Below are 20,913 nucleotides of genomic sequence, written 5' to 3' on the forward strand. Positions count from 1 at the left end.
CAACGTCACCGCCTTTTATTTTTTATAAGAATAATTCTTCTACCACTTTTAAATAATCAATTCTTGGATACGCTCCTTCATTGATTAAGGTTGCATGCTCCAAAAACTCCTCACGTTTTATCGAACGTCTACTACCTAGTTTATATTGTTGCCAAAACTCGATGAGCTTTTCACCAGGAAGTAAATAAATTTCATTAAATTTAGAAAATTTGACAAGTAAAAAGACAATCCCCCCATGTTTTAAAACTTGAGCCATATGTTCTACCTGATGTGCGTGGAGATTTTGAAGAGGGAAAATAGTTACATTAGATGTTTCTTTTGCTTCAAAATCGATATAGTGTCCTTTGAAAATGCCATTAAAATCTGTTGTTGACGGCGTTCTAAAATAGGCTTCTGTTATAACAGCAGCCGCACGTTTTGGATAGTTTACTTTAACAATTTGCACAGGTGTTGGTTTTTTATGAATGACCGCTTTATTTGTGGATAAATAATATTCATTTGAACGATTTAAATCATCTTCAAAAGACATTCCACGTTTTCCAAAAGTAATCGTTTTTTCACTTGAAGATTTAGAGATAACAGTTGATTTTTTTTTGTGGGGATAATTCACTGGGCTATACACCTCCTAATTGTATATCTTATCAAAAAAAAGGAAAAAAAGCTAATCTTACATAAGATTTCATATTAATATTGAAAGGAATTTGGTAGATAAAATAAAAAAATAGAATTTATTTACAATTGACTTTTATTTTGAAATTTGCCATAATATAAAATGTAACATTCGGGTAATTGCAGTGTCTTATGACATTGAGGAAAGTCCATGCTCGCACAACCTGCGATGGTTGTAGTGATCGTGCCTAACCAAACAATAAGTTAGGGCAGTCAAGTATGTGACTGACGGCTGGGAAAGCACCTAAGTCTTTGGATATGGTGTGATTACCTTTAAAAGTGCCACAGTGACGATAACTGTCGGAAACGGCAGAGTGGAACGGGTAAACCCCACGAGCGAGAAACCCAAATTTGGTAGGGGCACTTCTAAAGCGGAACTGAACGCGTATGGAAGGTAGAGAGTTATTCTCTACAGACAGATAATTACCACCTGAGTACGAGGAGGCATCCGTATGTAGTACAACGGTACAGAACATGGCTTACAGAATGTTATCTATGCATTTAATAAAAACACAGCACACAACAAGATTTGTTGTGTTTTTTTGTTTATAACAAAATATAAAATGTATGAATTATTTAAATTAACTAAACATATGAAAGATAAAGACAATCAATATAACTGGAAAAAACAAGATAAATTTGATAGTTTCGGTATAAAAATACTTATATTCACTTTTTAAATAAATATAGGTATGCTATTATTAATTTAGTTTGTTTTTATGGATGTTACGGGAGGTGTTGGAAATGGATTTTTCAAATAAAGAAAGTAATCAAAAATTAGCTGATTATTTGCGTGAACAACGTTTGAATCGAAGTTTAAATTTAGACGATGTCTCTGACAAAATAGGGGTTCCGATTCAACATTTAAAGAATATTGAAAGTGGCGATTTTTCAAGATTTGATGAGTTTTATTTAAAAATGTATATTAAAAAATATGCTAGTTTTTTATCTTTAAATGTAGATGAAATTTATCAATCTTTCTATGGTGAACAAATAAAACGAGAAGTTGAAGTTAAAATTAAAAAACAGAAGACAGAGAAGCGAACACGTAATTTTGGTCGCCTTGGTGGAATTGTTGCTGCCATATTAGTGATTGGTTTAGGTGGGTATTTTGTGATCGACATGATTAAAGCGGCTTCAGAAAAACCAACCGAAGAAGTTGTGATTAAAAATCCAAACTCATCTGAATTGATTAATGAACCAACAAAAAATACAGAAAATGAAGAAAAAAAAGATGCAGAAATGGTAGAACCGGAAATTTCGTTACCAAAAACAACCATATCGAAAGTATCACAAAACAATCAATCAACGATTTATGATGTGATGTCTGAGGGTGAGCAATTAGATTTAAAAATGGTATTTAACAATGATTGTTGGTTAAATGCAACGATGAATAATCAAAGTATTATTCCTGGGGAAACTTATCGAACTAATGATGTCTTTGAGTATACGTTTACTAAAGATATGCTAACCAATAATGAGGGAGTTTTAGAATTTAATATCGGTAATGTAACCGGATTAGAGATGATGATTAATGGAGAGCTAGTTAGCATTGACGAGACGGTTCCTCATCAATACATTACACTAAATATGAAAGTAAAATAGGTGAAAGTTATGAATTTAGCAAATAAGTTGACACTATTACGTGTGATTTTAATTCCATTTTTTATTGTTTGTTTTTATATCCCAAATTTAGTTTTTAATGTTGTAAATCTAAATGATTATCAAATTCCATTTGCAAATATTTTAGCGTTAATTATCTTTTTAGTTGCCGCAATTACGGATTTTATTGATGGATATATTGCGCGTAAATATAATATGATTACAGATTTTGGGAAGTTTATGGATCCATTGGCAGATAAGTTATTAGTAACAGCCGCTTTATTAATGTTACTTGAAAATACATTAATTTCTGGTTGGGTTGTGTTTGTTATTTTAGCACGTGAATTTATTGTAACAGGGTTCAGAACCATTGCAGCTTCAAAAGGTGTTGTGATTGCAGCAGGATGGTTAGGGAAAATCAAAACAGTTGTTCAATTTATTATGATTTCAACGTTATTATTATTAAATTATCCATTTGAGTTATTAAATTTACCAGTGGATCAAATCTTTGTAGCCTTAGCTGTTATTTTAACCTTAGCTTCAGGGGTTGAGTATATTTACAAAAATCTTCATATTTTTGATGGGGCAAAATAAATATTTTTTAAAAAAGCGAATTTTTGTTCGCTTTTTTGTTGCGCTAAAATAAAAAATAGTTTATTATTAAACTAAATTAAAGGAAATAGTCAACAAAATGGGTATGTTATAAGTAGATAAATAATGAAAGTGGAGGATTAAAATATATGAGTAATAATCGCGAAGCAGCTTTAATGCAGGCGCTTAAAAGTATTGAAAAGCAGTACGGAAAAGGATCTGTCATGAAGCTAGGTGAAAAAACAGATACAAGAATTGAAGTTGTTTCTTCAGGTTCATTAGCACTTGACTCTGCTTTAGGTGTTGGAGGTTATCCTCGAGGACGTGTTATTGAAATTTATGGACCAGAAAGTTCAGGGAAAACAACATTTGCGTTACATGCCATTGCAGAGGTACAAAAAAAAGGTGGAACAGCTGCGTTTATTGATGCAGAACATGCGTTGGATCCAGCTTATGCTGAAAAATTAGGAGTCGATACGGATGAATTATTAGTGTCGCAACCTGATACAGGTGAGCAGGCATTAGAAATTGCTGAAGCTTTAGTTCGAAGTGGAGCGATTGATATTTTAGTTATTGACTCAGTTGCCGCTTTAGTACCACGTGCTGAAATTGAAGGTGAGATGGGTGATTCACACGTCGGATTACAAGCACGATTAATGTCTCAGGCACTGCGTAAATTATCAGGTGCGATTAACACGACCAAAACCATCGCTATTTTCATTAATCAAATCCGTGAAAAAGTGGGGATTATGTTTGGTAACCCTGAAGTAACACCAGGGGGGCGTGCCTTAAAATTCTATTCAACGATTCGTCTTGAAGTACGTCGTGGAGAACAAATCAAGTTAGGAACAGATATTGTTGGAAACGTTGCGAAAATTAAAGTCGTGAAAAATAAAGTTGCTCCACCTTTTAAAACAGTTGAAGTAGATGTCATGTATGGTGAAGGGGTTTCTAAACAAGGAGAGATTCTTGATTTAGCTGTTGAATATAATATCATTGAGAAGAGTGGTTCTTGGTACTCATATAACGGTGAGAAATTAGGACAAGGACGTGAAAATGCTAAATTGTTCTTAAAAGAGAATCCATTTGTGATGGAAGAAGTAGCCGAATTAATTCGTGCTGAATTAAATATTGCAACAGATACGGTGCAAAATACTGGTTTAGATTTAAATTTTGATGAAGAATAAAAATAAAAAGAAGCGTTTATTATAAACGCTTCTTTTTTGTATAAAAAAGTAATAAATAGTAGAAAATAAGGAAGATTTGTAAAACAAATTCACCTTTTTAAGAAGATAAGAAAAATTAGGAAACAGTTTTTGTTTGTTTGTTGTGGAATTCTTGACATGTTATTACAATAATATTAAAATAAATAATGTAGTATTATATCGTAATACTAATTATCTTCAAACTATAGAACCGTTTAGTAGATCTATGGCGGATAATTTGATATTAATTAATTGGAGGTGCGCATATGCTAGAAATTATCATCTCCATTTTGCTAGTAGGGATAGGGTTAGTTATTGGGAATTTTAGAGGAAAGAAAGTCTATCAAGCTGAGATGGAACGAGCTGAACAATCGGCAGGACATATCATCTCAAAAGCAGAAAAAGAAGCTGAATCAAAAAAGAAAGAAGCGCTTTTAGAAACTAAGGAGGAAGTTCAAAAACTTAAAGTTGATGCAGAGCGCGACATTAAGGAAAAGAAAACGGAACTTGTTCGTTTAGAAGAACGTTTAGTACAACGAGAAGAAACAATAGATCGTCGAATTTTAAACTTAGAAAAACGTGAGATTGCTCTTGAAAAGAAAGATGAAGCTATAGCAGAAAAACAACTCGAACTAAAAGAACTAGAAAGCAAAGTGGAAGAAACTTTAGAAGAACAACGTCAAAAATTAGTTGAAATTTCGGGCTTAACAACAGATGGAGCACGAGAAATCATCTTTAGACGTGTAGAAGATGAAATGTCTCATGAAGTAGCGAAGTACATTAAAGAAGAAGAAGAAAAAGCTCGTTTAGAGGCTGATAAAAAAGCTAAAGAGTTAATTGTACTGGCTATTCAAAAATATGCATCAGAACAGACAAGTGACTATAGTGTCAATGTTGTTAACTTACCAAGTGATGAAATGAAAGGTCGAATCATTGGTCGTGAAGGTCGAAATATACGTACGATTGAATCATTAACGGGGGTAGATTTAATCATTGATGATACACCAGAAGCGGTCGTTTTATCATGTTTTGATCCAATTCGTCGTGAAGTGGCTCGTATTACATTAGAGACACTTGTTCAAGATGGAAGAATTCATCCTGCACGTATCGAAGAAATTGTTGAAAAAACACGTCGTGAAGTCGATTTACGCATCCGAGAATACGGTGAAAATGCTGTATTTGAAGTTGGAATCGGGAAAGTTCATCCTGATTTAATGAAAATTTTAGGACGTTTAAATTACCGTACAAGTTACGGACAAAATGTATTGAAACACTCTATGGAAGTTGCCTTCTTATCGGGTATTATTGCAGCTGAATTAGGTGAAGATGTAAAGCTTGCTAAACGTGCTGGTTTATTGCATGACATCGGAAAAGCAGTGGATCATGAGGTAGAAGGAAGCCACGTAGAGATTGGAATTGAATTAGCAACAAGATATCGTGAACACCCAGTTGTTATAGATGGAATTGCATCGCATCATGGTGATGTAGAACCGAAGAGTTTAATTGCAGTTATTGTTGCTGCAGCGGATACTTTATCTGCTGCTCGTCCAGGAGCACGTAGTGAATCCCTTGAAAATTATGTTAAACGTTTAGAACAACTTGAAAATATCGCTTGTCGATTTGAAGGGGTTGAAAAGGCGTTTGCCATTCAAGCAGGTCGTGAAGTACGTGTGGCTGTTATTCCTGAACAATTAGATGATGTTCAAGCTCATCAAGTTGCGCGCGAAATTCGTCAAACAATCGAAAATGAACTAGAATATCCAGGAAATATTAAAATTACGGTAATTCGAGAAACTCGAGCTGTTGAAACAGCTAGATAATTGTTCATATGATGGATTTAAAAGCTATTGATGCTGTCGTATCAATAGCTTTTTAATGTTAAAAAAATATTGCTACAAGATGCTACAAGAAAGGCTGATATCATGAAAATTTTATTTATCGGAGATATTTACGGAACACTTGGTCGTCAAATGATTCAAGAAAACTTACCAAAAATTAAAGAAATGTATAAGCCACACATTATTATTGCGAATGGAGAAAATATTTCTCACGGAAAAGGAATTAACGAGAAATACTATAAGTTTTTACTAGAACAAGGTGTCAATGCTGTGACGCTTGGTAATCATACGTGGGATAATCGTTCTATTTTTGATTTTATTGATGAAGCAGATAAATTAGTTCGCCCAGGGAACTTCCCAGCGTCTAATCCAGGTAAAGGATTAACATTTATTAAATTTAATTCATTAGAGGTTGCCGTTATTTCAGTTCAAGGAAGAACATTTATGCCAATGATTAATTGTCCATTTTTAGCCATTGATGAATTAATTAAAGAAGCGCAAAAGCGTACGAATATTATTTTTGTTGATTTTCATGCAGAAGCAACAAGTGAGAAAGTAGCACTAGGTTATTATGTAGATGGACGTGTTAGTGCTTGCGTGGGAACACATACACATGTTCCAACAGCAGATGAACGCATATTAACAAAAGGAACTGCATATATTACAGATGTTGGGATGACAGGACCGCTTGATGGGGTAATCGGAGTTGAGCGTGAGAATGTTATTAATAAGTTTATTGAAGGCTTACCAATCCGTTTTAATGCAGTTGAACAAGGTTCAGCGCAGTTAAATGCTGTTTTAATTGAAGTAAATGATAAAACGGGGAAAGCATCATCAATTAAACGTATTAATCTCAAGAAAGAATCAAGTCTTTAAAAAGTAGTCATGTATCGGGATGAGGGTGCATAAACTTACTGTGTAAAACAAAAAAAGAGGGGGACTAGTATGGAAGTATTAAAAGTATCATCTAAATCTAATCCTAATTCAGTTGCGGGGGCTTTAGCTAATGCATTTCGTGAAAGAGGCTTAGTTGAGATTCAAGCAATTGGGGCAGGAGCATTAAATCAAGCAGTAAAAGCTATTGCTATTGCTAGAGGATATGTAGCACCAACAGGGAAAGATTTAATTTGTATTCCGGCGTTTACAGATATCTTAATTGATGGAGAAGAACGTACGGCAATTAAACTGATTGTTGAATCAAGACAATAAATTTTAAAAATAAAAAAACTAGTGAAATCATAATCACTAGTTTTTTTTATACCGCTCTCTTTTTAAAACAGAAAATGACATCAGTTGATTATTATGAAGCTAGATTGTATAATAGAGAAAGTAACTGATGACTTGTCACAAAAAGGACAAAATTTGATAGATAGAGCTTTATGATATAGGGTGATAAAAATGAACGAACAACAAAAAGAACTTTCAATGCAGACAAAGCAAGTAAAAGAAGAAAAAGATTATAGTCGATATTTCCAACGTCCAAGTATTACGGATGCTCGTAAACGTAGTCGTGAGCAGGCACATGTTCACCGTGATTTTGCGATTGAGAATTCAATTAAAAATATTGGACAAGGAAAAAAATATTTAATTCAAACTTATGGTTGTCAAATGAATGAGCACGACTCAGAAGCCATCATCGGAATTGCTGAAGAATTAGGGTATACCAAAGCAACAACACAAGAAGAAGCCGATTTAATTATCTTAAATACGTGTGCCATTCGTGAAAATGCAGAAAATCGTGTTTTTGGTGAATTAGGACGTTTAAAACGATTAAAACGTACAAATCCTGATTTGATTTTAGGGGTTTGTGGATGTATGTCACAGGAAGAAAAAGTTGTAAATCAGATTATGGAAAAATATCAATACGTTGATTTAGTCTTCGGGACACATAACATTTATCGTTTACCAGAATATATTCACAATGCATTAATGGGGAAAGAGCGTGTCATTGAAGTTTGGTCTCAAGAGGGAGAAATCGTTGAAAATATGCCACGTACTCGCCAAGGTAGCATTAAAGCTTGGGTTAATATTATGTATGGTTGTGATGAATTCTGTACATACTGTATTGTACCGTACACACGCGGTAAAGAACGTAGCCGTCTACCAGAAGATATCATTGCTGAAATTAAACATTTAGCCGAAGAAGGATATCAAGAAGTAACATTACTTGGACAAAATGTTAATGCCTACGGAAAAGATTTTAAAGATCGTGAATATACATTCGGTGACTTATTAGATGATTTAAATAAAATTGATCTTCCACGTATTCGCTTTACGACCTCACATCCGCGTGACTTTGATGCAAAAACAATTCAAACATTAGCAAAACGCGGAAACTTAATGGAGCATATTCATTTACCTGTTCAATCAGGAAATAATGAAGTGTTAAAACGTATGAACCGTAAATATACACGTGAAATGTATTTACAATTAGTGCGTGATCTTAAAGAAGCGATTCCAGGTGTTTCAATCACAACGGATATCATTGTAGGATTCCCGGGTGAAACAGAAGAACAATTCCAAGATACATTATCATTAGTTGAAGAAGTAGGGTATGAAGGGGCCTTCACCTTTATTTTCTCACCACGTGAGGGAACTCCAGCAGCTCGTATGGAAGATAATGTGTCAGAAGCTGATAAAAAAGATCGTTTAAATCGTTTAAATGAAGCGATTAATCGTGGATTCCGTAATGGAAATAAACGTTTTGAAGGCCAAGTAGTTGACGTTTTAGTTGAAGGAACGAGTAAAAATGATGAGACGGTATTAGCAGGATATACACGTCACAATAAACTTGTTAACTTCAAAGCAGATGAATCTACGATTGGAAAAATCGTTAAAGTTAAAATCACGGAAGCTAAAACATGGCATTTAGCAGGAGAAATGGTTAACGATGACACAACTAACTAATTTAGCGTCATTTAATGCGTTAAAAGAAAAACTTGATCAAGATGAAGTCATAGTGCGATACCGTCAGTTAGCGGTTAAAGTTCATCAAAACGAAAGACTTTTGAATCTTTATGATGAGTATCTGCAAAAACAAAAAGAGTTAATCAAATTTGAACATTATCATAAATCAGGAGCGGCGTCTTCAGTGGCATCAGAAATGAAATTACTTGAAGACGAGCTTTATGCTAATCCTCTGTTTAATGAATATATTCAAACACAAATTGAATTAAATGAACTATTTCAAAGTATGACTCATATAATAGAATATAAGGTTAATAAACATCTTAGTGAATAGCTAAGATGTTTTTAATTTTAGGAGTGGATAGATGGATTACGGATTACCCATTCAGGAGTGGAGGAATAAAATTAATTCTGAATGAATTATCATAAAGTCCTCCAATTCAGTATCAAATAAGATATGAGCTGAATATAGTATCAGTGAGGAGGTATTAGGATGAATGATATTCGTGAAATTGTAACCAAAGCTGTAATTGGTAAAGGTAAAAAAAGATTTCGTGTTACTGAATCTATTGATGATGTAGCAGCACCTGCTGATAGTATTTTAGGTTGCTGGATCATCAATCATAAATTCGGAGCGCGCAAAAGTGATAATGCTGTTGATGTAAAAGGATTCTATGATATTAACGTGTGGTATTCATATGATGGAAACACAAAAACTGAAGTTGCAAGAAAATGTGTGGATTATGCAGATCATGTTAATGTTCATAGAACCATCCGTGATTGCTTATACGAAGGTGATGAAGTCATCGCTCGTACAATTCAACAACCAACTTGTGTGGATGCAAGAATTGAAGATGGTGAAATCATTGTTGAAGTTGAATTCGAACTGGTTGTAGAAGTCATTGGGGAAACAAAAATGCGCGTTTCTATTTTAGGACCTGTTGGTGTTGACGATGCAGATCTTGAAGATGATGAAGATTCAGAAATTGATCAAGTCAATACGAACTTCTTAGGAAACTCACCATTCAGAGGAGAATAAGGCGATCTCGCCTTATTCTTTTTTATTGATAAAAAGTCGAAAAATGACGAAGATAAGTATTTCCCGGAAAATAACTAAAGGTTAATTGTTTAAAATGATTTAAAGTCGTCGATGATAAGAAGAATCTGCATCAGACAAGCGAGCGGGTTTGTGCTATAATAAAAGAACATGTACTTGAAAAAGGAGTTTTTTTATGCGAGATAAGTCTAAATATACACCGATGATGCAACAATATTTAACAATAAAAGAGAATTATCAAGACGCATTCGTCTTTTTTAGATTAGGAGATTTTTACGAATTATTCTTTGAAGATGCTCAACTGGCGGCGAAAGAGTTAGAGATTGCATTAACTGGGCGTGAAGCAGGAGCAGAAGAACGCGTTCCAATGTGTGGGGTTCCTCATCATGCGGCCGATAATTATATTAATCGATTAATTGAAAAAGGATATAAAGTGGCAGTTTGTGAACAAGTTGAAGACCCAGCGAGTGCGAAGGGAGTTGTTCGCCGAGAAGTGGTTCGAATGTTAACACCTGGAACTGTGATGAATCAAAATGCTTTAAATGAAAAAGAGAATAATTTCATTATTTCAATTGTTGGAACCACTCAAGGCTATTCAATCGTCTATAGTGATTTATCAACAGGTGAAAACTATGCGATGAATTTAGAAAAAGATGCTCAAGTTTTAATGGGTGAACTCATTAGCCTTGGGTGTAAGGAAATCGTCATCGGTCCAGATGTTGAGATTAAAATGTTTGATAATCTTCGTGCCTTAAAACAAATTGTTTTATCGTTTGAGGAAAATTGTATTCTACCTATTGAATATCAGATCTTAGTATCAGAAATAAGTGATTCAAATCTTCAGGCTGCTTTTGGACGTTTAATTAACTATTTAATTCGGACACAAAAAAGTGCACTCGGTCACTTACAGCCGGTTAGTTTAACAAAGAATGATGATTTTTTACATATCGACTATAATTCACGACGAAATTTAGAATTAACGGAAACGATTCGTTCAAAATCACGTCAAGGTTCATTACTATGGTTACTAGACAAAACAAAAACAGCCATGGGGAGTCGTTTGTTAAAACAATGGATTGAACGTCCATGTATTAATGAACAAGTGATTAAAGAACGTTTAGATGTTGTTGAAGCTTTCATTGGCGATTTTATGGTGAAAGAAGAATTAAAACAACATTTAAATGAAGTTTATGATTTAGAACGTTTATCAGGGCGTATTGGATTTGGAAACGCCAATGCTCGTGATTTATTACAATTAAATTCATCACTAAAGCAAATCCCGAACATTAAATCGTTACTCAGTCAACTATCAATTCCATCGGTTTTTTCACAACTTGAAAAGATGGTTGATTGTACTCATATGACGCAGTTGCTTGAAAAAGCGATTGTTGAAAATCCACCGATTGGAATTAAAGAAGGTGGCATTATTAAAGATGGTTATAACGAGACATTAGATGAGTATCGTTATGTTATTAACCATGGAAAAGATTGGATTTTGGCTTTAGAAGCACAAGAGCGTGAAAAAACAGGAATTAAATCATTAAAAATTAAGTTTAATAAAGTATTTGGTTATTACATTGAAATCAGTAAAGCAAACTTGCACTTGATTCCTGAGAATGCAGGATATGAACGTAAACAAACGTTAGTGAATGCGGAGCGCTTTGTGACACAAGAATTAAAAGAAAAAGAAAATTTAATTTTAAATGCAGAAGAAAAATCAATCCAATTAGAATATGAATTGTTCTCAGAACTTCGTGGCATTGTTAAAAATGAAATTCCTAAAATTCAACAGATTGCAAAAGTGCTAGCGTATTTTGATGTATTACAAGCTTTTGCAACAATGAGTGAAGAGAATCGTTACACGCGTCCGATGTTAAATAAAAATCATGTGATTGAAATTAAAGATGGACGTCATCCTGTTGTTGAAAAAGTTTTAAAAGATGTGCAATATGTTGAAAATGATTGTATCATGCCATCAGATTTATCAATCCTATTGATTACAGGCCCTAACATGTCAGGTAAATCGACGTATATGCGTCAGTTAGCCCTGATTTCCATTATGGCTCAAATTGGATGCTTTGTTCCGGCAAGTTCAGCCAATCTTCCAATTTTTGATCAAGTCTTTACACGTATTGGAGCAGCGGATGATTTAGTATCGGGTCATAGTACGTTCATGGTTGAGATGATGGAAACCAATTATGCATTGGAGCATGCGACAAAAGATAGTTTAATTTTATTAGATGAAATTGGACGTGGAACTGCTACGTTTGATGGAATGGCGCTTGCACAATCGATTATAGAATATGTACATGATAATATCGGTGCTAAAACCTTATTTTCGACACATTACCATGAGTTAACACAACTTGAACAGCAATGTCCTCATTTACAGAACCGCCATGTTCGTGCCGAAGAGCATCAAGGTCAGTTAATCTTCATGCATAAAGTAATGGAAGGGCCGTCGGATAAATCATACGGAATTCATGTTGCAGAAATTGCCAAACTTCCTTCCCCCTTAATAACACGTGCAAAAGAGTTATTAACAGCTCTTGAAGAAGATAAAGTGATGATTCAACCAGCTCCTGTTGTAAAAGAAGAACCAAAGGTTTTAGGAGGTAGTGGGCAGTTATCGTTATTTGAAGAGGCTAAACCAATTGTTAAAGAAGTCGTTAAAGTTGAAAAAAAGGTCGAGATTGTCAATCCATATGAGGATATTATTGAAGAATTACAGTCTATTGATTTATATCAGTTAACGCCAATGCAAGCGATGAATGCGATGTATGAGATTAAGGTTAAACTCAATAATCGAAAGTAGGTGACGTATGGGAAAAATTAGACGTATGAGTGAGCAACTTGCCAATATGATTGCAGCGGGGGAAGTAATTGAGCGCCCCGCTTCAGTTGTTAAAGAGTTGCTTGAGAATGCGATTGATGCTAATAGTACGAGTATTGAAATTCAATTACAGGACTCAGGTGTTCGTCAAATCAGAGTGATCGATAATGGGGAGGGAATGAGTGAGAGTGATGCTCTCCTTGCCTTTGAACGTCATGCGACGAGTAAGGTTAAAACCCAATATGATATTTTTAGAATTCAAACACTTGGGTTTCGTGGTGAGGCCCTTCCGTCAATTGCTTCGGTTTCAGATGTTCATGTGAAAACATCGGATGGTGCGTCTTCGGGTGTTCATTTAAATATTAAAGCAGGAGAAGTTTTAGTGAATGAGCCGGGTGTGATGCGTAAAGGAACGGAGATGGAAGTCAATCATTTATTTTTTAATACACCAGCTCGCTTAAAACATATTAAGTCATTGAATACAGAGCTTAGTCATATTACAGATTATTTAAATAAAATTGCACTCTCTCACCCTGAAATTGCATTCAAGCTTTTAAATAATCAACGTTTACTTTTTCAAACGAATGGACAAAATAATTTGCAAAGCGTGATTGCAAGTGTTTATGGTTTTGATGTAGCTAAAAAAATGATTCCATTTTCGGCGAAAAATGATGATTTTGAGATTTCTGGATTTTTAAGCGATCCGATTATTAATCGTGCTTCCCGTAATTATGTGACGATTATCGTGAATGGGCGCGCGATTCGTAATTATAATTTGATGCGTTCGATTATAGAGGCTTATCATACGTTACTGCCTAAAGATAAGTATCCGATTGTGGTGCTTAATTTAAAACTAGATCCCATTTTAGTGGATGTTAACGTTCATCCAGCAAAGCTTGAGGTCCGCTTTTCGCAGGAGGAATCACTTAAAACATTTATTTATCATGAACTTCGCAACGTGTTAAAGCAAGTAGAATATATTCCAGAAACACAAATTGAAGAGCCGAAGGTCGTGATGCCAAAGCCAATTCAGCAAACGTTAAGTTTAACGAAGGAGGCGACTTTTAAGCCGACGATTGCGGTTCAGATGGTTGATGAAAATCCTATTGAATTAAAAAAAGAGAGTGTTGACGTAAAAAAAGAGTCAGTTCATGTTGAAGAAGTGGCAGAACCGATGGTTTCACTTGAACAACCCGCTCAAGATTTTAAAGTGGTCGTTCCAACGAGACAAGCGATTCCGCAGTTAGAACTTCATTATATTGGGCAATTACACGGAACATATTTATTGGCTCAAAATGAAGAAGGATTATTTATTGTCGATCAACATGCCGCAATGGAACGTATACAATATGAAAAAAATTATGCCTTACTTAAAGATGTGAAGGGTGATTGTATTGAACTCATTATTCCGATGGTGTTAAAATATTCGGCGAATGAATTATTGCTTTTAAAAGAGTCGTTACCTTCTTTAATGAAGTTTGGATTTGAGATTGAAGAGTTTGGCGGTCAATCACTTGTTGTTCGTACGATTCCCGTCTGGGTTCAAAATTTAGATGCTAAATTAATTGTAGAGACGATTTTACAGCAAATCATTTATGATAATAAAGTGGATATTGGTAAGTTACGCGAATCAGTGGCGATTATGATGAGTTGTAAAGGGTCGATTAAAGCGAATCAGTATATTAATGAGCATGAAATTAAACAGATGTTAGTTGATTTATGTTTATGTGATCAACCATATACGTGTCCACACGGACGTCCGATTATTGTAAAATTAACAAAATATGAAATTGAAAAATTGTTCAAGCGAGTCATGTAGGTGAAAAAAATGGATGTTATTTGTATTGTAGGTCCGACGGCAGTTGGAAAAACAAAGTTAAGTATTGAATTAGCGAAGCAGTTAAAGGGTGAAATCATTAGTGGTGATTCGATGCAAATTTATAAAACAATGGACATTGGAACAGCCAAAGCAACGATTGAAGAACGTGAAGGGATTGTTCATCATTTAATTGATGAAAAAAATCCAGATGAACCTTATTCAGTAGCGGAATTTCAAAAAACGGTGCGTGCAAAGATTGATCAAATTAAAAGTCGCGGGAACATGCCAATTATTGTAGGGGGGACGGGACTTTATATTAAAAGTGTTTTATATGATTACGAATTTGCAGGAGAATCAGAGACGAAAGAAGTCGATGATGAAAAATATAAGGATTTTGATAATGAATCCTTGCATCAAAAATTAGCAGAGGTTGATGAAGAAGCTGCGAAGACGATTCACCCGAATAATCGTAAGCGTGTTATTCGCGCGCTTGAAATTTTTGAAACATCAGGGGTGAAAAAATCTGAGATGATTCAAACACAACAACATGAATTGATATATGACGTTGCTTTAATCGGATTAACAGATGATCGCGATGTATTGTATGACCGTATTAATAAACGTGTGGATGTTATGTTTGAAACAGGACTTGTTGAGGAAGTGAGAGCTTTATTTGAAGCGGGAATTCCTCAGACGGCACAATCGATTCGTGCCATTGGTTATAAAGAGTTATATGATTATTTTAATGGCCTCACGTCTCTTGAGGAGTGTAAAGAATTAATTAAGCGCAATTCACGTCGTTATGCAAAGCGTCAATATACGTGGTTTAATAATCAAATGGATGTTAAGTGGTTCAAGGTGGATGTAAATCAGTTTGAAAAAACGGTTCAAAATGTTTTAACCTATATTGAATTAAAAAAAATGGATTAACTAGATTGTTAATCCATTTTTTATTTAATAAGGAGAGTTGATACTTTTTGATAAATTTTTTAGTAGCAAGAGAATGATGGCGATGACTGTTTTTTAACTCATCTTTAGTTTAGAGGGAGTTAGATGTTTACTTAACCAAAAAGCTGAAGTTAGAATAACAAAGGGATGAAGGCATTAAAGTGAAGTGACATAAAAAAATACCTTAATGAATGATTCATTAAGGTATTTTTGATTAGTGCATATTTCTAAATAAACCGATTACTTTGCCAACGATGTAAACATCGTTGGCAATAATCGGTTCTAATAAATCATTTTCTGGTTGTAAACGAATATGACCAGATTCTTTGAAGAACCGTTTAACCGTCACTTCATGATCATCTAGCATGGCTACTACAATATCCCCGTTATGGGCATCTTGCTGTTGTTGCACGATGATTTGATCACCATCATGGATTCCAGCATTAATCATTGAATCACCATGGACATTTAACATAAAGACAGTTTGGTTAGAAGGAATTAAATGTGTCGGAAGAGGGAAGAAATCATCAGGGTTTTCAATGGCTTCAATTGGCATCCCTGCTGTTACTTTACCGATTACCGGAACATTAACAACCGATTTGAATTCAATAATTTTTGAATCATTTTTAGCAGCCTTTGATTCTGTCTCATTTGCTAAAATCACAATTCCTCGTGTTGTCGATTTATCTTTACGGATAAATCCTTTCTTTTCAAGTTGATTTAGTTGGTTATGAACTGAAGCAGTTGATGAAAGACCAACAGCTATTCCAATTTCTCGAACACTTGGCGGATATCCTCGTTTATCAATTTCGGCTTTAATAAAATCAAGAATCGCTTGTTGACGTTTTGTAATAGGTTTCATGATATAACCTCCTTCCATTTTATTAACTTCATTATATCAGTAAAAAGAATAAAAGACAAACATTTGTTCTTTTTATATTGACGACAAACGAATGTTCGAATATAATAAAATTATAAAATCGAACATTCGTTTTAATAAAAGAGGGATAAAGATGTTTAATAAGTTTTGTTTATTTATTTATAGTTATCGATATTTAATTGGATTTTATTTTATTTGTTTAGGAATGATGATGATTGCACTGACTGATATCACGGATCTACTTATGTATTTAAAACCGAATACGATTATTCCGTTTTTAGAAGTATTTGCTTATCAAAAGAAGTGAAATTTGGTATATTAAAAGGGTGATCAAACATGGAGGTGCTAAAAATGTTAACGCCAGAAAAATTAAGTCGTTTAAATGAATTAGCGAAGAAGAAAAAAGAAGGAACTTTAACTGAAGAAGAAATGAAAGAGCAACAAGCTTTACGTGAAGAGTATCTATTAACTTTCAGAGAAAGTATGAAAAATACAATTGAAAATATGAGAGTCATTGATCCAAATGGTGATGATGTGACGCCAGAGAAAGTTAAAAAAATTCAAGAAGAGCGCGGAACTGTGATTCATTAATAAAAAAAAGATTTGCCCTTAGGCAAATCTTTTTTTTATTCTGATTAGAATTATGCTTCGATAATTGATTCTGTTGGACAAACTGCTTCGCAAGCCCCACAGTCAATACATACGTCTGCATCAATTGAGTAGATATCTCCTTCAGAAATACATTCTACTGGACATTCAGCAGCACAAGATCCACAAGCGATACAAGTATCAAGAATTTTACGTGGCATACGTGATAACCTCCCTATTAAATAACTCCTTTTTATTATAACATATGCTAGCAAATCCTGTAATCCCTATGCATTAATTCTATAAAAAACAGGATTAAAATCAGCAAAAATAAGTCGAGATTTTTCATTCTAATCTCTTTTATTATAAAAAATCGTATTCCCTGATTAGAGGATAGAAGGTTACGTCGAGAATAAGGAGAAGAACGCTAGAATGAAAGAAAAGATAGTTGTTAGATTGTGAAATAAAAATTTTTTCTAAAATATTGTAAAAATTTCGACAAAAGGGTATTATATAGGTGGTATAGAGGAGGTAATAACGTGGAAAATAACATCTCATTACAATCAATTAATGCAATTCGAACATTAGGTATTGACGCTATCAATAAGGCGAAATCAGGACATCCTGGTGTTGTGTTAGGGGCAGCACCGATGGCTTACACATTATTTACACAGCATTTAAATGCAAATCCAAGTAATAGTAATTGGTTTAATCGTGACCGTTTTGTGTTAGCGGCAGGACATGGTTCAATGTTACTTTATTCATTACTACATTTATCAGGATATAGTGTGAGCATGGATGACATTAAACAATTCCGTCAGTGGGATTCAAAAACACCAGGACATCCTGAGTATGGTCATACAGATGGAATTGATGCTACAAGTGGACCGCTTGGACAAGGAATTCCAATGGCAATCGGAATGGCATTAGCAGAAAAGTATTTAGCAAGCCGTTATAATAAAGAAGGTTACTCGTTAATCGATCATTACAACTTTGTAATTTGTGGTGATGGAGATTTAATGGAAGGGGTAACAAGTGAAGCATCATCACTTGCTGGACATTTAGGGCTTGGAAAAGTGGTTGTGTTATATGATTCAAATGACATTTGTTTAGATGGAGATTTAACACAAAGCTTTACAGAAGATGTTTTAAAGCGTTATGAATCTTATGGTTGGCATATTCAACGTGTTGAAGATGGAAATGATGTTGAAGCCATCAATAAAGCAATCGAATGTGCGAAACAAACAACAGATAAACCGTCAATTATTGAAGTGAAAACAGTCATTGGATATGGTTCAAAACTTCAAGGAACAAATGCAGTTCATGGTGCACCTCTTGGTGATGAGGACGGGGCGTATGCTAAATCACAATATGGATGGAATCATGAGCCATTTACGGTACCAGCTGAAGTTTATCATCATTTTAATGAAACAATTAAAGAACGTGGACAAGTTGCTAATAAGATGTGGGATGAATTATTTGCAAGTTACTCAAAAGCTTATCCAGAATTAGCAGAAGAGTTAACAAAAGCAATGAATAATGAATTAGTAGTTGATTTAAAAGACGTGATGCCAACTTATGAAACAGGGCATTCTGCAGCTACACGTGATACAAACAATGAAGCAATTAATGCTATTGCTTCGGCGATTCCTTATTTCTTAGGGGGATCTGCTGACCTTTCTCATTCAAATAAAACAAATATTAAAAATGGTGGAGATTTCTCTAAAGTAACACCAGATGGACGCAATATTTATTTCGGAGTTCGTGAGTTTGCGATGGCTTCGATTTTAAATGGGATGGCATTACACGGTGGAGTTCGCGTATTCGGTGGAACATTCTTCGTATTCTGCGACTATTTAAAACCAGCAATGCGTATGGCTGCCTTAATGGGATTACCAGTTACTTACGTTTTAACGCATGACTCAATTGCAGTAGGTGAAGATGGTCCAACACATGAACCAATCGAGCAATTAGCTATGTTACGTACGATTCCTAACTTCTCAGTCATTCGTCCAGCAGATGCAACTGAAACAGCAGCAGCCTGGCGTTTAGCTGTTGAATCTAAAAATACACCAACGGCGTTAATTTTAACTCGTCAAAATTTAACAACAATGGCTCATACATCATATGAAGGTGTAAGTAAAGGGGCTTACGTCGTAAGTGAAGCAGCTAAAGAAATGGATGGAATCTTAATTGCAACAGGTTCTGAGGTTAATTTAGCGGTTGAAGCACAAGAAAAATTAGCAAGTGAAGGAATTTATGTACGTGTTGTAAGCATGCCATCAATGGATTTATTTGAAAAACAATCAAAAGAATACCGTGAAAGCATTCTTCCAAAACAGGTAACAAAACGTATGTCAATTGAAATGGGAGCAACTTATGGATGGCATAAATATGTAGGCTTTGATGGAGTTGTCATGGGAATTGATCGTTTTGGAGCTTCTGCACCAGCTAATAAAGTTATTGAAGCTTATGGATTTACAGCAGAAAATGTTGTGTCATTATTCAAAGAAATGGCGTAATTTTTAAATTTAAATAAAAAGGGAAAGTTTTGGTCAAAGCCAAGCTTTCTTTTTTTTTGTTCAGAGTGAAATTTAGGTTAAAAACACATATAAAAGAATATGAAAATTTGTTATAATTAGGTAAAACTTTTGGGGAGGATGAGGGATGAGTCTTACACTAGAGGTGCAAATTTCCATTATTTTGATGATGAGTCTTTTTTTTATACTGATTACACTCATGAATCAAATTAAAGAACGTGAATCACTTAAGCAGTTAATAATTGTTCAATCTAAAATAATACTAGGAATCGGCTTGTTTTTAATGAGTTTAGTCTTTTTAAATAGTTATTATTATTTGATTTCTTCAGTGATTTGCTATGTTTTGAAAATATCACCCGTTTATATGAGTTCCGCTTCATTTGAAACAGTTTTAATCGAGAAATGGTTTGTGATTATATGTACGGTTTTAATGGCCTTTGTCACCAATGTAGCATTAGCTTATTATACAAGGTTTAAACATTTATTTATTGCACCATTTGAAATGATTATATTCACGACTGTGATGATGACTCTTTTACAACAAAGTTCACTCTCAATTTCGAGCCAAATTATGATGATGGCAGTAGTATTAGGAATGGTCATGAGTATAGCACCTTCAATCACCTCAAAGCTTTGTAAAGGGGAATTAGAAGGTCGTACAACACTTGGGTTATTTCATTACCTAGATAACTGGCTCTGTATTGGGGCAGGAAATTTATTTGGTAAGTGTCATTTATCAACTGAGGCCTTTGTTGAAAACTCAAATTTTAAACGAATACTTAAAAAAGGATTTAGTGGCGTGACGTGCTGTTTAATCATAACAACAGTTTTATTAACTTTTATCGCCTATTTTCAAGGCTATCATGAACAGACAAGATTAGTGATTTTGAATCAATTGATTGTTGAAGGTATTGGGTTGCAAGTGATTAATGTTTTAATTCTTTTAATGGGAATCGGCTGTTTTTATGGGTTTTATCGATTAATCATCAGTGTATATCCCGTTTATTTATCCTTTTTTGAAAAAATAATTCCAACTGCCTATTTTGCAACGGATTGGATTTATCAACTTCAACATTGTCGGTATGTTGGGTTAATTGGGTTTATTAGTAGTTATGTGGCTGCGCTTGTCACCTTAATGTATCTGAGTTTTTATCAAGTAACTGAGATTGTGATTCCAGAGTTAGTGTCTATTGGATTGATTGGAGTTTTAGTTAGTAAAATGGCAAATCAGGTAAATGGAGTTAAAGGGACACTGATTGCTTCATTTATGAATGGAATTTTATTAACCGTTATCCCAACGCTTTCATTACATTTTTTAAAAGCGCTACAATTAGAAGGAAGTTTTAGGTCACTAGACACGTTCTTTATTTCACAATTACTTGACAGATTGTTCATATTCTAGTATAAATTGAATATAGTATTGGACTATTCAATTG

Annotated in this window: 19 protein-coding genes and 1 other RNA gene; 17 read left to right on the top strand and 3 right to left on the bottom strand. The window is 34.3% G+C overall.

Annotated elements, in window-relative coordinates; translation table 11 throughout:
- Positions 1–22 precede the first annotated feature (22 nt).
- Complete coding sequence (recU, locus tag HLK68_RS09435; RefSeq protein ID WP_009607335.1) at positions 23–610, bottom strand: Holliday junction resolvase RecU; 588 nt, start codon at positions 608–610, stop codon at positions 23–25.
- A 167-nt stretch (positions 611–777) separates the two neighbouring features.
- Between recU and rnpB the strand changes: the two genes are divergently transcribed.
- The 13 genes from rnpB to miaA all read left to right on the top strand — a co-directional run bounded on the left by rnpB (position 778) and on the right by miaA (position 15,451).
- An RNA gene (rnpB, locus tag HLK68_RS09440) (RNase P RNA component class B) lies at positions 778–1,156 on the top strand.
- Positions 1,157–1,413: 257 nt separating this feature from the next.
- Positions 1,414–2,274, top strand: coding sequence for a helix-turn-helix domain-containing protein (locus HLK68_RS09445; protein ID WP_055165113.1), 861 nt, complete (start codon positions 1,414–1,416; stop codon positions 2,272–2,274).
- A gap of 9 nt (positions 2,275–2,283) precedes the next feature.
- The gene (gene pgsA / locus HLK68_RS09450) at positions 2,284–2,865 is read left to right on the top strand and encodes a CDP-diacylglycerol--glycerol-3-phosphate 3-phosphatidyltransferase (RefSeq protein WP_006785424.1); all 582 of its coding nucleotides are present in this window, start codon (positions 2,284–2,286) and stop codon (positions 2,863–2,865) included.
- 146 nt (positions 2,866–3,011) lie between these two features.
- Positions 3,012–4,049 (top strand): recombinase RecA, encoded by a 1,038-nt coding sequence (gene recA / locus HLK68_RS09455; protein WP_006785425.1) that lies wholly within the window; start codon positions 3,012–3,014, stop codon positions 4,047–4,049.
- 284 nt (positions 4,050–4,333) lie between these two features.
- On the top strand, positions 4,334–5,887 hold the full coding sequence (gene rny, locus HLK68_RS09460; protein ID WP_006785426.1) for a ribonuclease Y: 1,554 nt from the start codon (positions 4,334–4,336) through the stop codon (positions 5,885–5,887).
- Positions 5,888–5,989: 102 nt separating this feature from the next.
- The gene (locus HLK68_RS09465) at positions 5,990–6,781 is read left to right on the top strand and encodes a TIGR00282 family metallophosphoesterase (protein WP_006785427.1); all 792 of its coding nucleotides are present in this window, start codon (positions 5,990–5,992) and stop codon (positions 6,779–6,781) included.
- Between the two features lie 69 nt (positions 6,782–6,850).
- Positions 6,851–7,114: a stage V sporulation protein S gene (locus HLK68_RS09470; RefSeq protein WP_006785428.1), complete on the top strand. Its 264-nt coding sequence runs from the start codon at positions 6,851–6,853 to the stop codon at positions 7,112–7,114.
- A 189-nt stretch (positions 7,115–7,303) separates the two neighbouring features.
- Positions 7,304–8,812: a tRNA (N6-isopentenyl adenosine(37)-C2)-methylthiotransferase MiaB gene (gene miaB / locus HLK68_RS09475; protein ID WP_006785429.1), complete on the top strand. Its 1,509-nt coding sequence runs from the start codon at positions 7,304–7,306 to the stop codon at positions 8,810–8,812.
- Positions 8,796–9,146, top strand: a complete 351-nt coding sequence (locus tag HLK68_RS09480; protein WP_006785430.1) for a YlbF family regulator — start codon at positions 8,796–8,798, stop codon at positions 9,144–9,146. The genes miaB and HLK68_RS09480 overlap by 17 nt, the downstream gene beginning before the upstream one ends.
- Before the next feature lie 159 nt (positions 9,147–9,305).
- Positions 9,306–9,851 carry an outer spore coat protein CotE gene (gene cotE, locus HLK68_RS09485; RefSeq protein ID WP_006785431.1) on the top strand — a complete coding sequence of 182 codons (546 nt, stop codon included), beginning with the start codon at positions 9,306–9,308 and terminating at the stop codon, positions 9,849–9,851.
- A 193-nt stretch (positions 9,852–10,044) separates the two neighbouring features.
- Complete coding sequence (gene mutS, locus HLK68_RS09490; protein WP_009607339.1) at positions 10,045–12,684, top strand: DNA mismatch repair protein MutS; 2,640 nt, start codon at positions 10,045–10,047, stop codon at positions 12,682–12,684.
- A gap of 7 nt (positions 12,685–12,691) precedes the next feature.
- Positions 12,692–14,521 (top strand): DNA mismatch repair endonuclease MutL, encoded by a 1,830-nt coding sequence (gene mutL / locus HLK68_RS09495; protein ID WP_006785433.1) that lies wholly within the window; start codon positions 12,692–12,694, stop codon positions 14,519–14,521.
- Positions 14,522–14,530: 9 nt separating this feature from the next.
- Positions 14,531–15,451: a tRNA (adenosine(37)-N6)-dimethylallyltransferase MiaA gene (gene miaA / locus HLK68_RS09500; RefSeq protein ID WP_006785434.1), complete on the top strand. Its 921-nt coding sequence runs from the start codon at positions 14,531–14,533 to the stop codon at positions 15,449–15,451.
- A gap of 232 nt (positions 15,452–15,683) precedes the next feature.
- Here miaA and lexA read toward each other — a convergent pair whose 3' ends face one another.
- Positions 15,684–16,331, bottom strand: coding sequence for a transcriptional repressor LexA (gene lexA, locus HLK68_RS09505; RefSeq protein WP_006785435.1), 648 nt, complete (start codon positions 16,329–16,331; stop codon positions 15,684–15,686).
- 151 nt (positions 16,332–16,482) lie between these two features.
- Between lexA and HLK68_RS09510 the strand changes: the two genes are divergently transcribed.
- On the top strand, positions 16,483–16,656 hold the full coding sequence (locus HLK68_RS09510; protein WP_009607333.1) for a hypothetical protein: 174 nt from the start codon (positions 16,483–16,485) through the stop codon (positions 16,654–16,656).
- Positions 16,657–16,700: 44 nt separating this feature from the next.
- Positions 16,701–16,940 (top strand): DUF896 domain-containing protein, encoded by a 240-nt coding sequence (locus tag HLK68_RS09515; protein WP_006785436.1) that lies wholly within the window; start codon positions 16,701–16,703, stop codon positions 16,938–16,940.
- A gap of 50 nt (positions 16,941–16,990) precedes the next feature.
- Here the strand turns inward: HLK68_RS09515 and HLK68_RS09520 are convergent, their stop codons facing one another.
- Complete coding sequence (locus HLK68_RS09520; RefSeq protein WP_006785323.1) at positions 16,991–17,158, bottom strand: DUF362 domain-containing protein; 168 nt, start codon at positions 17,156–17,158, stop codon at positions 16,991–16,993.
- A 318-nt stretch (positions 17,159–17,476) separates the two neighbouring features.
- Here HLK68_RS09520 and tkt point away from each other — a divergent pair, with 318 nt between their 5' ends.
- Both tkt and HLK68_RS09530 read left to right on the top strand, forming a co-directional pair.
- Positions 17,477–19,459 carry a transketolase gene (gene tkt, locus HLK68_RS09525; protein ID WP_055165122.1) on the top strand — a complete coding sequence of 661 codons (1,983 nt, stop codon included), beginning with the start codon at positions 17,477–17,479 and terminating at the stop codon, positions 19,457–19,459.
- 145 nt (positions 19,460–19,604) lie between these two features.
- Positions 19,605–20,879: a PTS transporter subunit IIC gene (locus tag HLK68_RS09530; protein WP_132942664.1), complete on the top strand. Its 1,275-nt coding sequence runs from the start codon at positions 19,605–19,607 to the stop codon at positions 20,877–20,879.
- Positions 20,880–20,913: the final 34 nt, after the last annotated feature.

The organism is Turicibacter sanguinis (genome assembly GCF_013046825.1).
In the GTDB taxonomy this organism is placed as follows: Bacteria; Bacillota_I; Bacilli_A; order MOL361; family Turicibacteraceae; genus Turicibacter; species Turicibacter sanguinis.

Excerpts from the sequence above, each read along its gene's own strand:
- HLK68_RS09445 (WP_055165113.1), top strand. The coding sequence starts at position 1,414 with ATGGATTTTTCAAATAAAGAAAGTAATCAAAAATTAGCTGATTATTTG.
- pgsA (WP_006785424.1), top strand. The coding sequence starts at position 2,284 with ATGAATTTAGCAAATAAGTTGACACTATTACGTGTGATTTTAATTCCA.
- recA (WP_006785425.1), top strand. The coding sequence starts at position 3,012 with ATGAGTAATAATCGCGAAGCAGCTTTAATGCAGGCGCTTAAAAGTATT.
- rny (WP_006785426.1), top strand. The coding sequence starts at position 4,334 with ATGCTAGAAATTATCATCTCCATTTTGCTAGTAGGGATAGGGTTAGTT.
- HLK68_RS09465 (WP_006785427.1), top strand. The coding sequence starts at position 5,990 with ATGAAAATTTTATTTATCGGAGATATTTACGGAACACTTGGTCGTCAA.
- HLK68_RS09470 (WP_006785428.1), top strand. The coding sequence starts at position 6,851 with ATGGAAGTATTAAAAGTATCATCTAAATCTAATCCTAATTCAGTTGCG.
- miaB (WP_006785429.1), top strand. The coding sequence starts at position 7,304 with ATGAACGAACAACAAAAAGAACTTTCAATGCAGACAAAGCAAGTAAAA.
- HLK68_RS09480 (WP_006785430.1), top strand. The coding sequence starts at position 8,796 with ATGACACAACTAACTAATTTAGCGTCATTTAATGCGTTAAAAGAAAAA.
- cotE (WP_006785431.1), top strand. The coding sequence starts at position 9,306 with ATGAATGATATTCGTGAAATTGTAACCAAAGCTGTAATTGGTAAAGGT.
- mutS (WP_009607339.1), top strand. The coding sequence starts at position 10,045 with ATGCGAGATAAGTCTAAATATACACCGATGATGCAACAATATTTAACA.
- mutL (WP_006785433.1), top strand. The coding sequence starts at position 12,692 with ATGGGAAAAATTAGACGTATGAGTGAGCAACTTGCCAATATGATTGCA.
- miaA (WP_006785434.1), top strand. The coding sequence starts at position 14,531 with ATGGATGTTATTTGTATTGTAGGTCCGACGGCAGTTGGAAAAACAAAG.
- lexA (WP_006785435.1), bottom strand. The coding sequence starts at position 16,331 with ATGAAACCTATTACAAAACGTCAACAAGCGATTCTTGATTTTATTAAA.
- HLK68_RS09510 (WP_009607333.1), top strand. The coding sequence starts at position 16,483 with ATGTTTAATAAGTTTTGTTTATTTATTTATAGTTATCGATATTTAATT.
- HLK68_RS09515 (WP_006785436.1), top strand. The coding sequence starts at position 16,701 with ATGTTAACGCCAGAAAAATTAAGTCGTTTAAATGAATTAGCGAAGAAG.
- HLK68_RS09520 (WP_006785323.1), bottom strand. The coding sequence starts at position 17,158 with ATGCCACGTAAAATTCTTGATACTTGTATCGCTTGTGGATCTTGTGCT.
- HLK68_RS09530 (WP_132942664.1), top strand. The coding sequence starts at position 19,605 with ATGAGTCTTACACTAGAGGTGCAAATTTCCATTATTTTGATGATGAGT.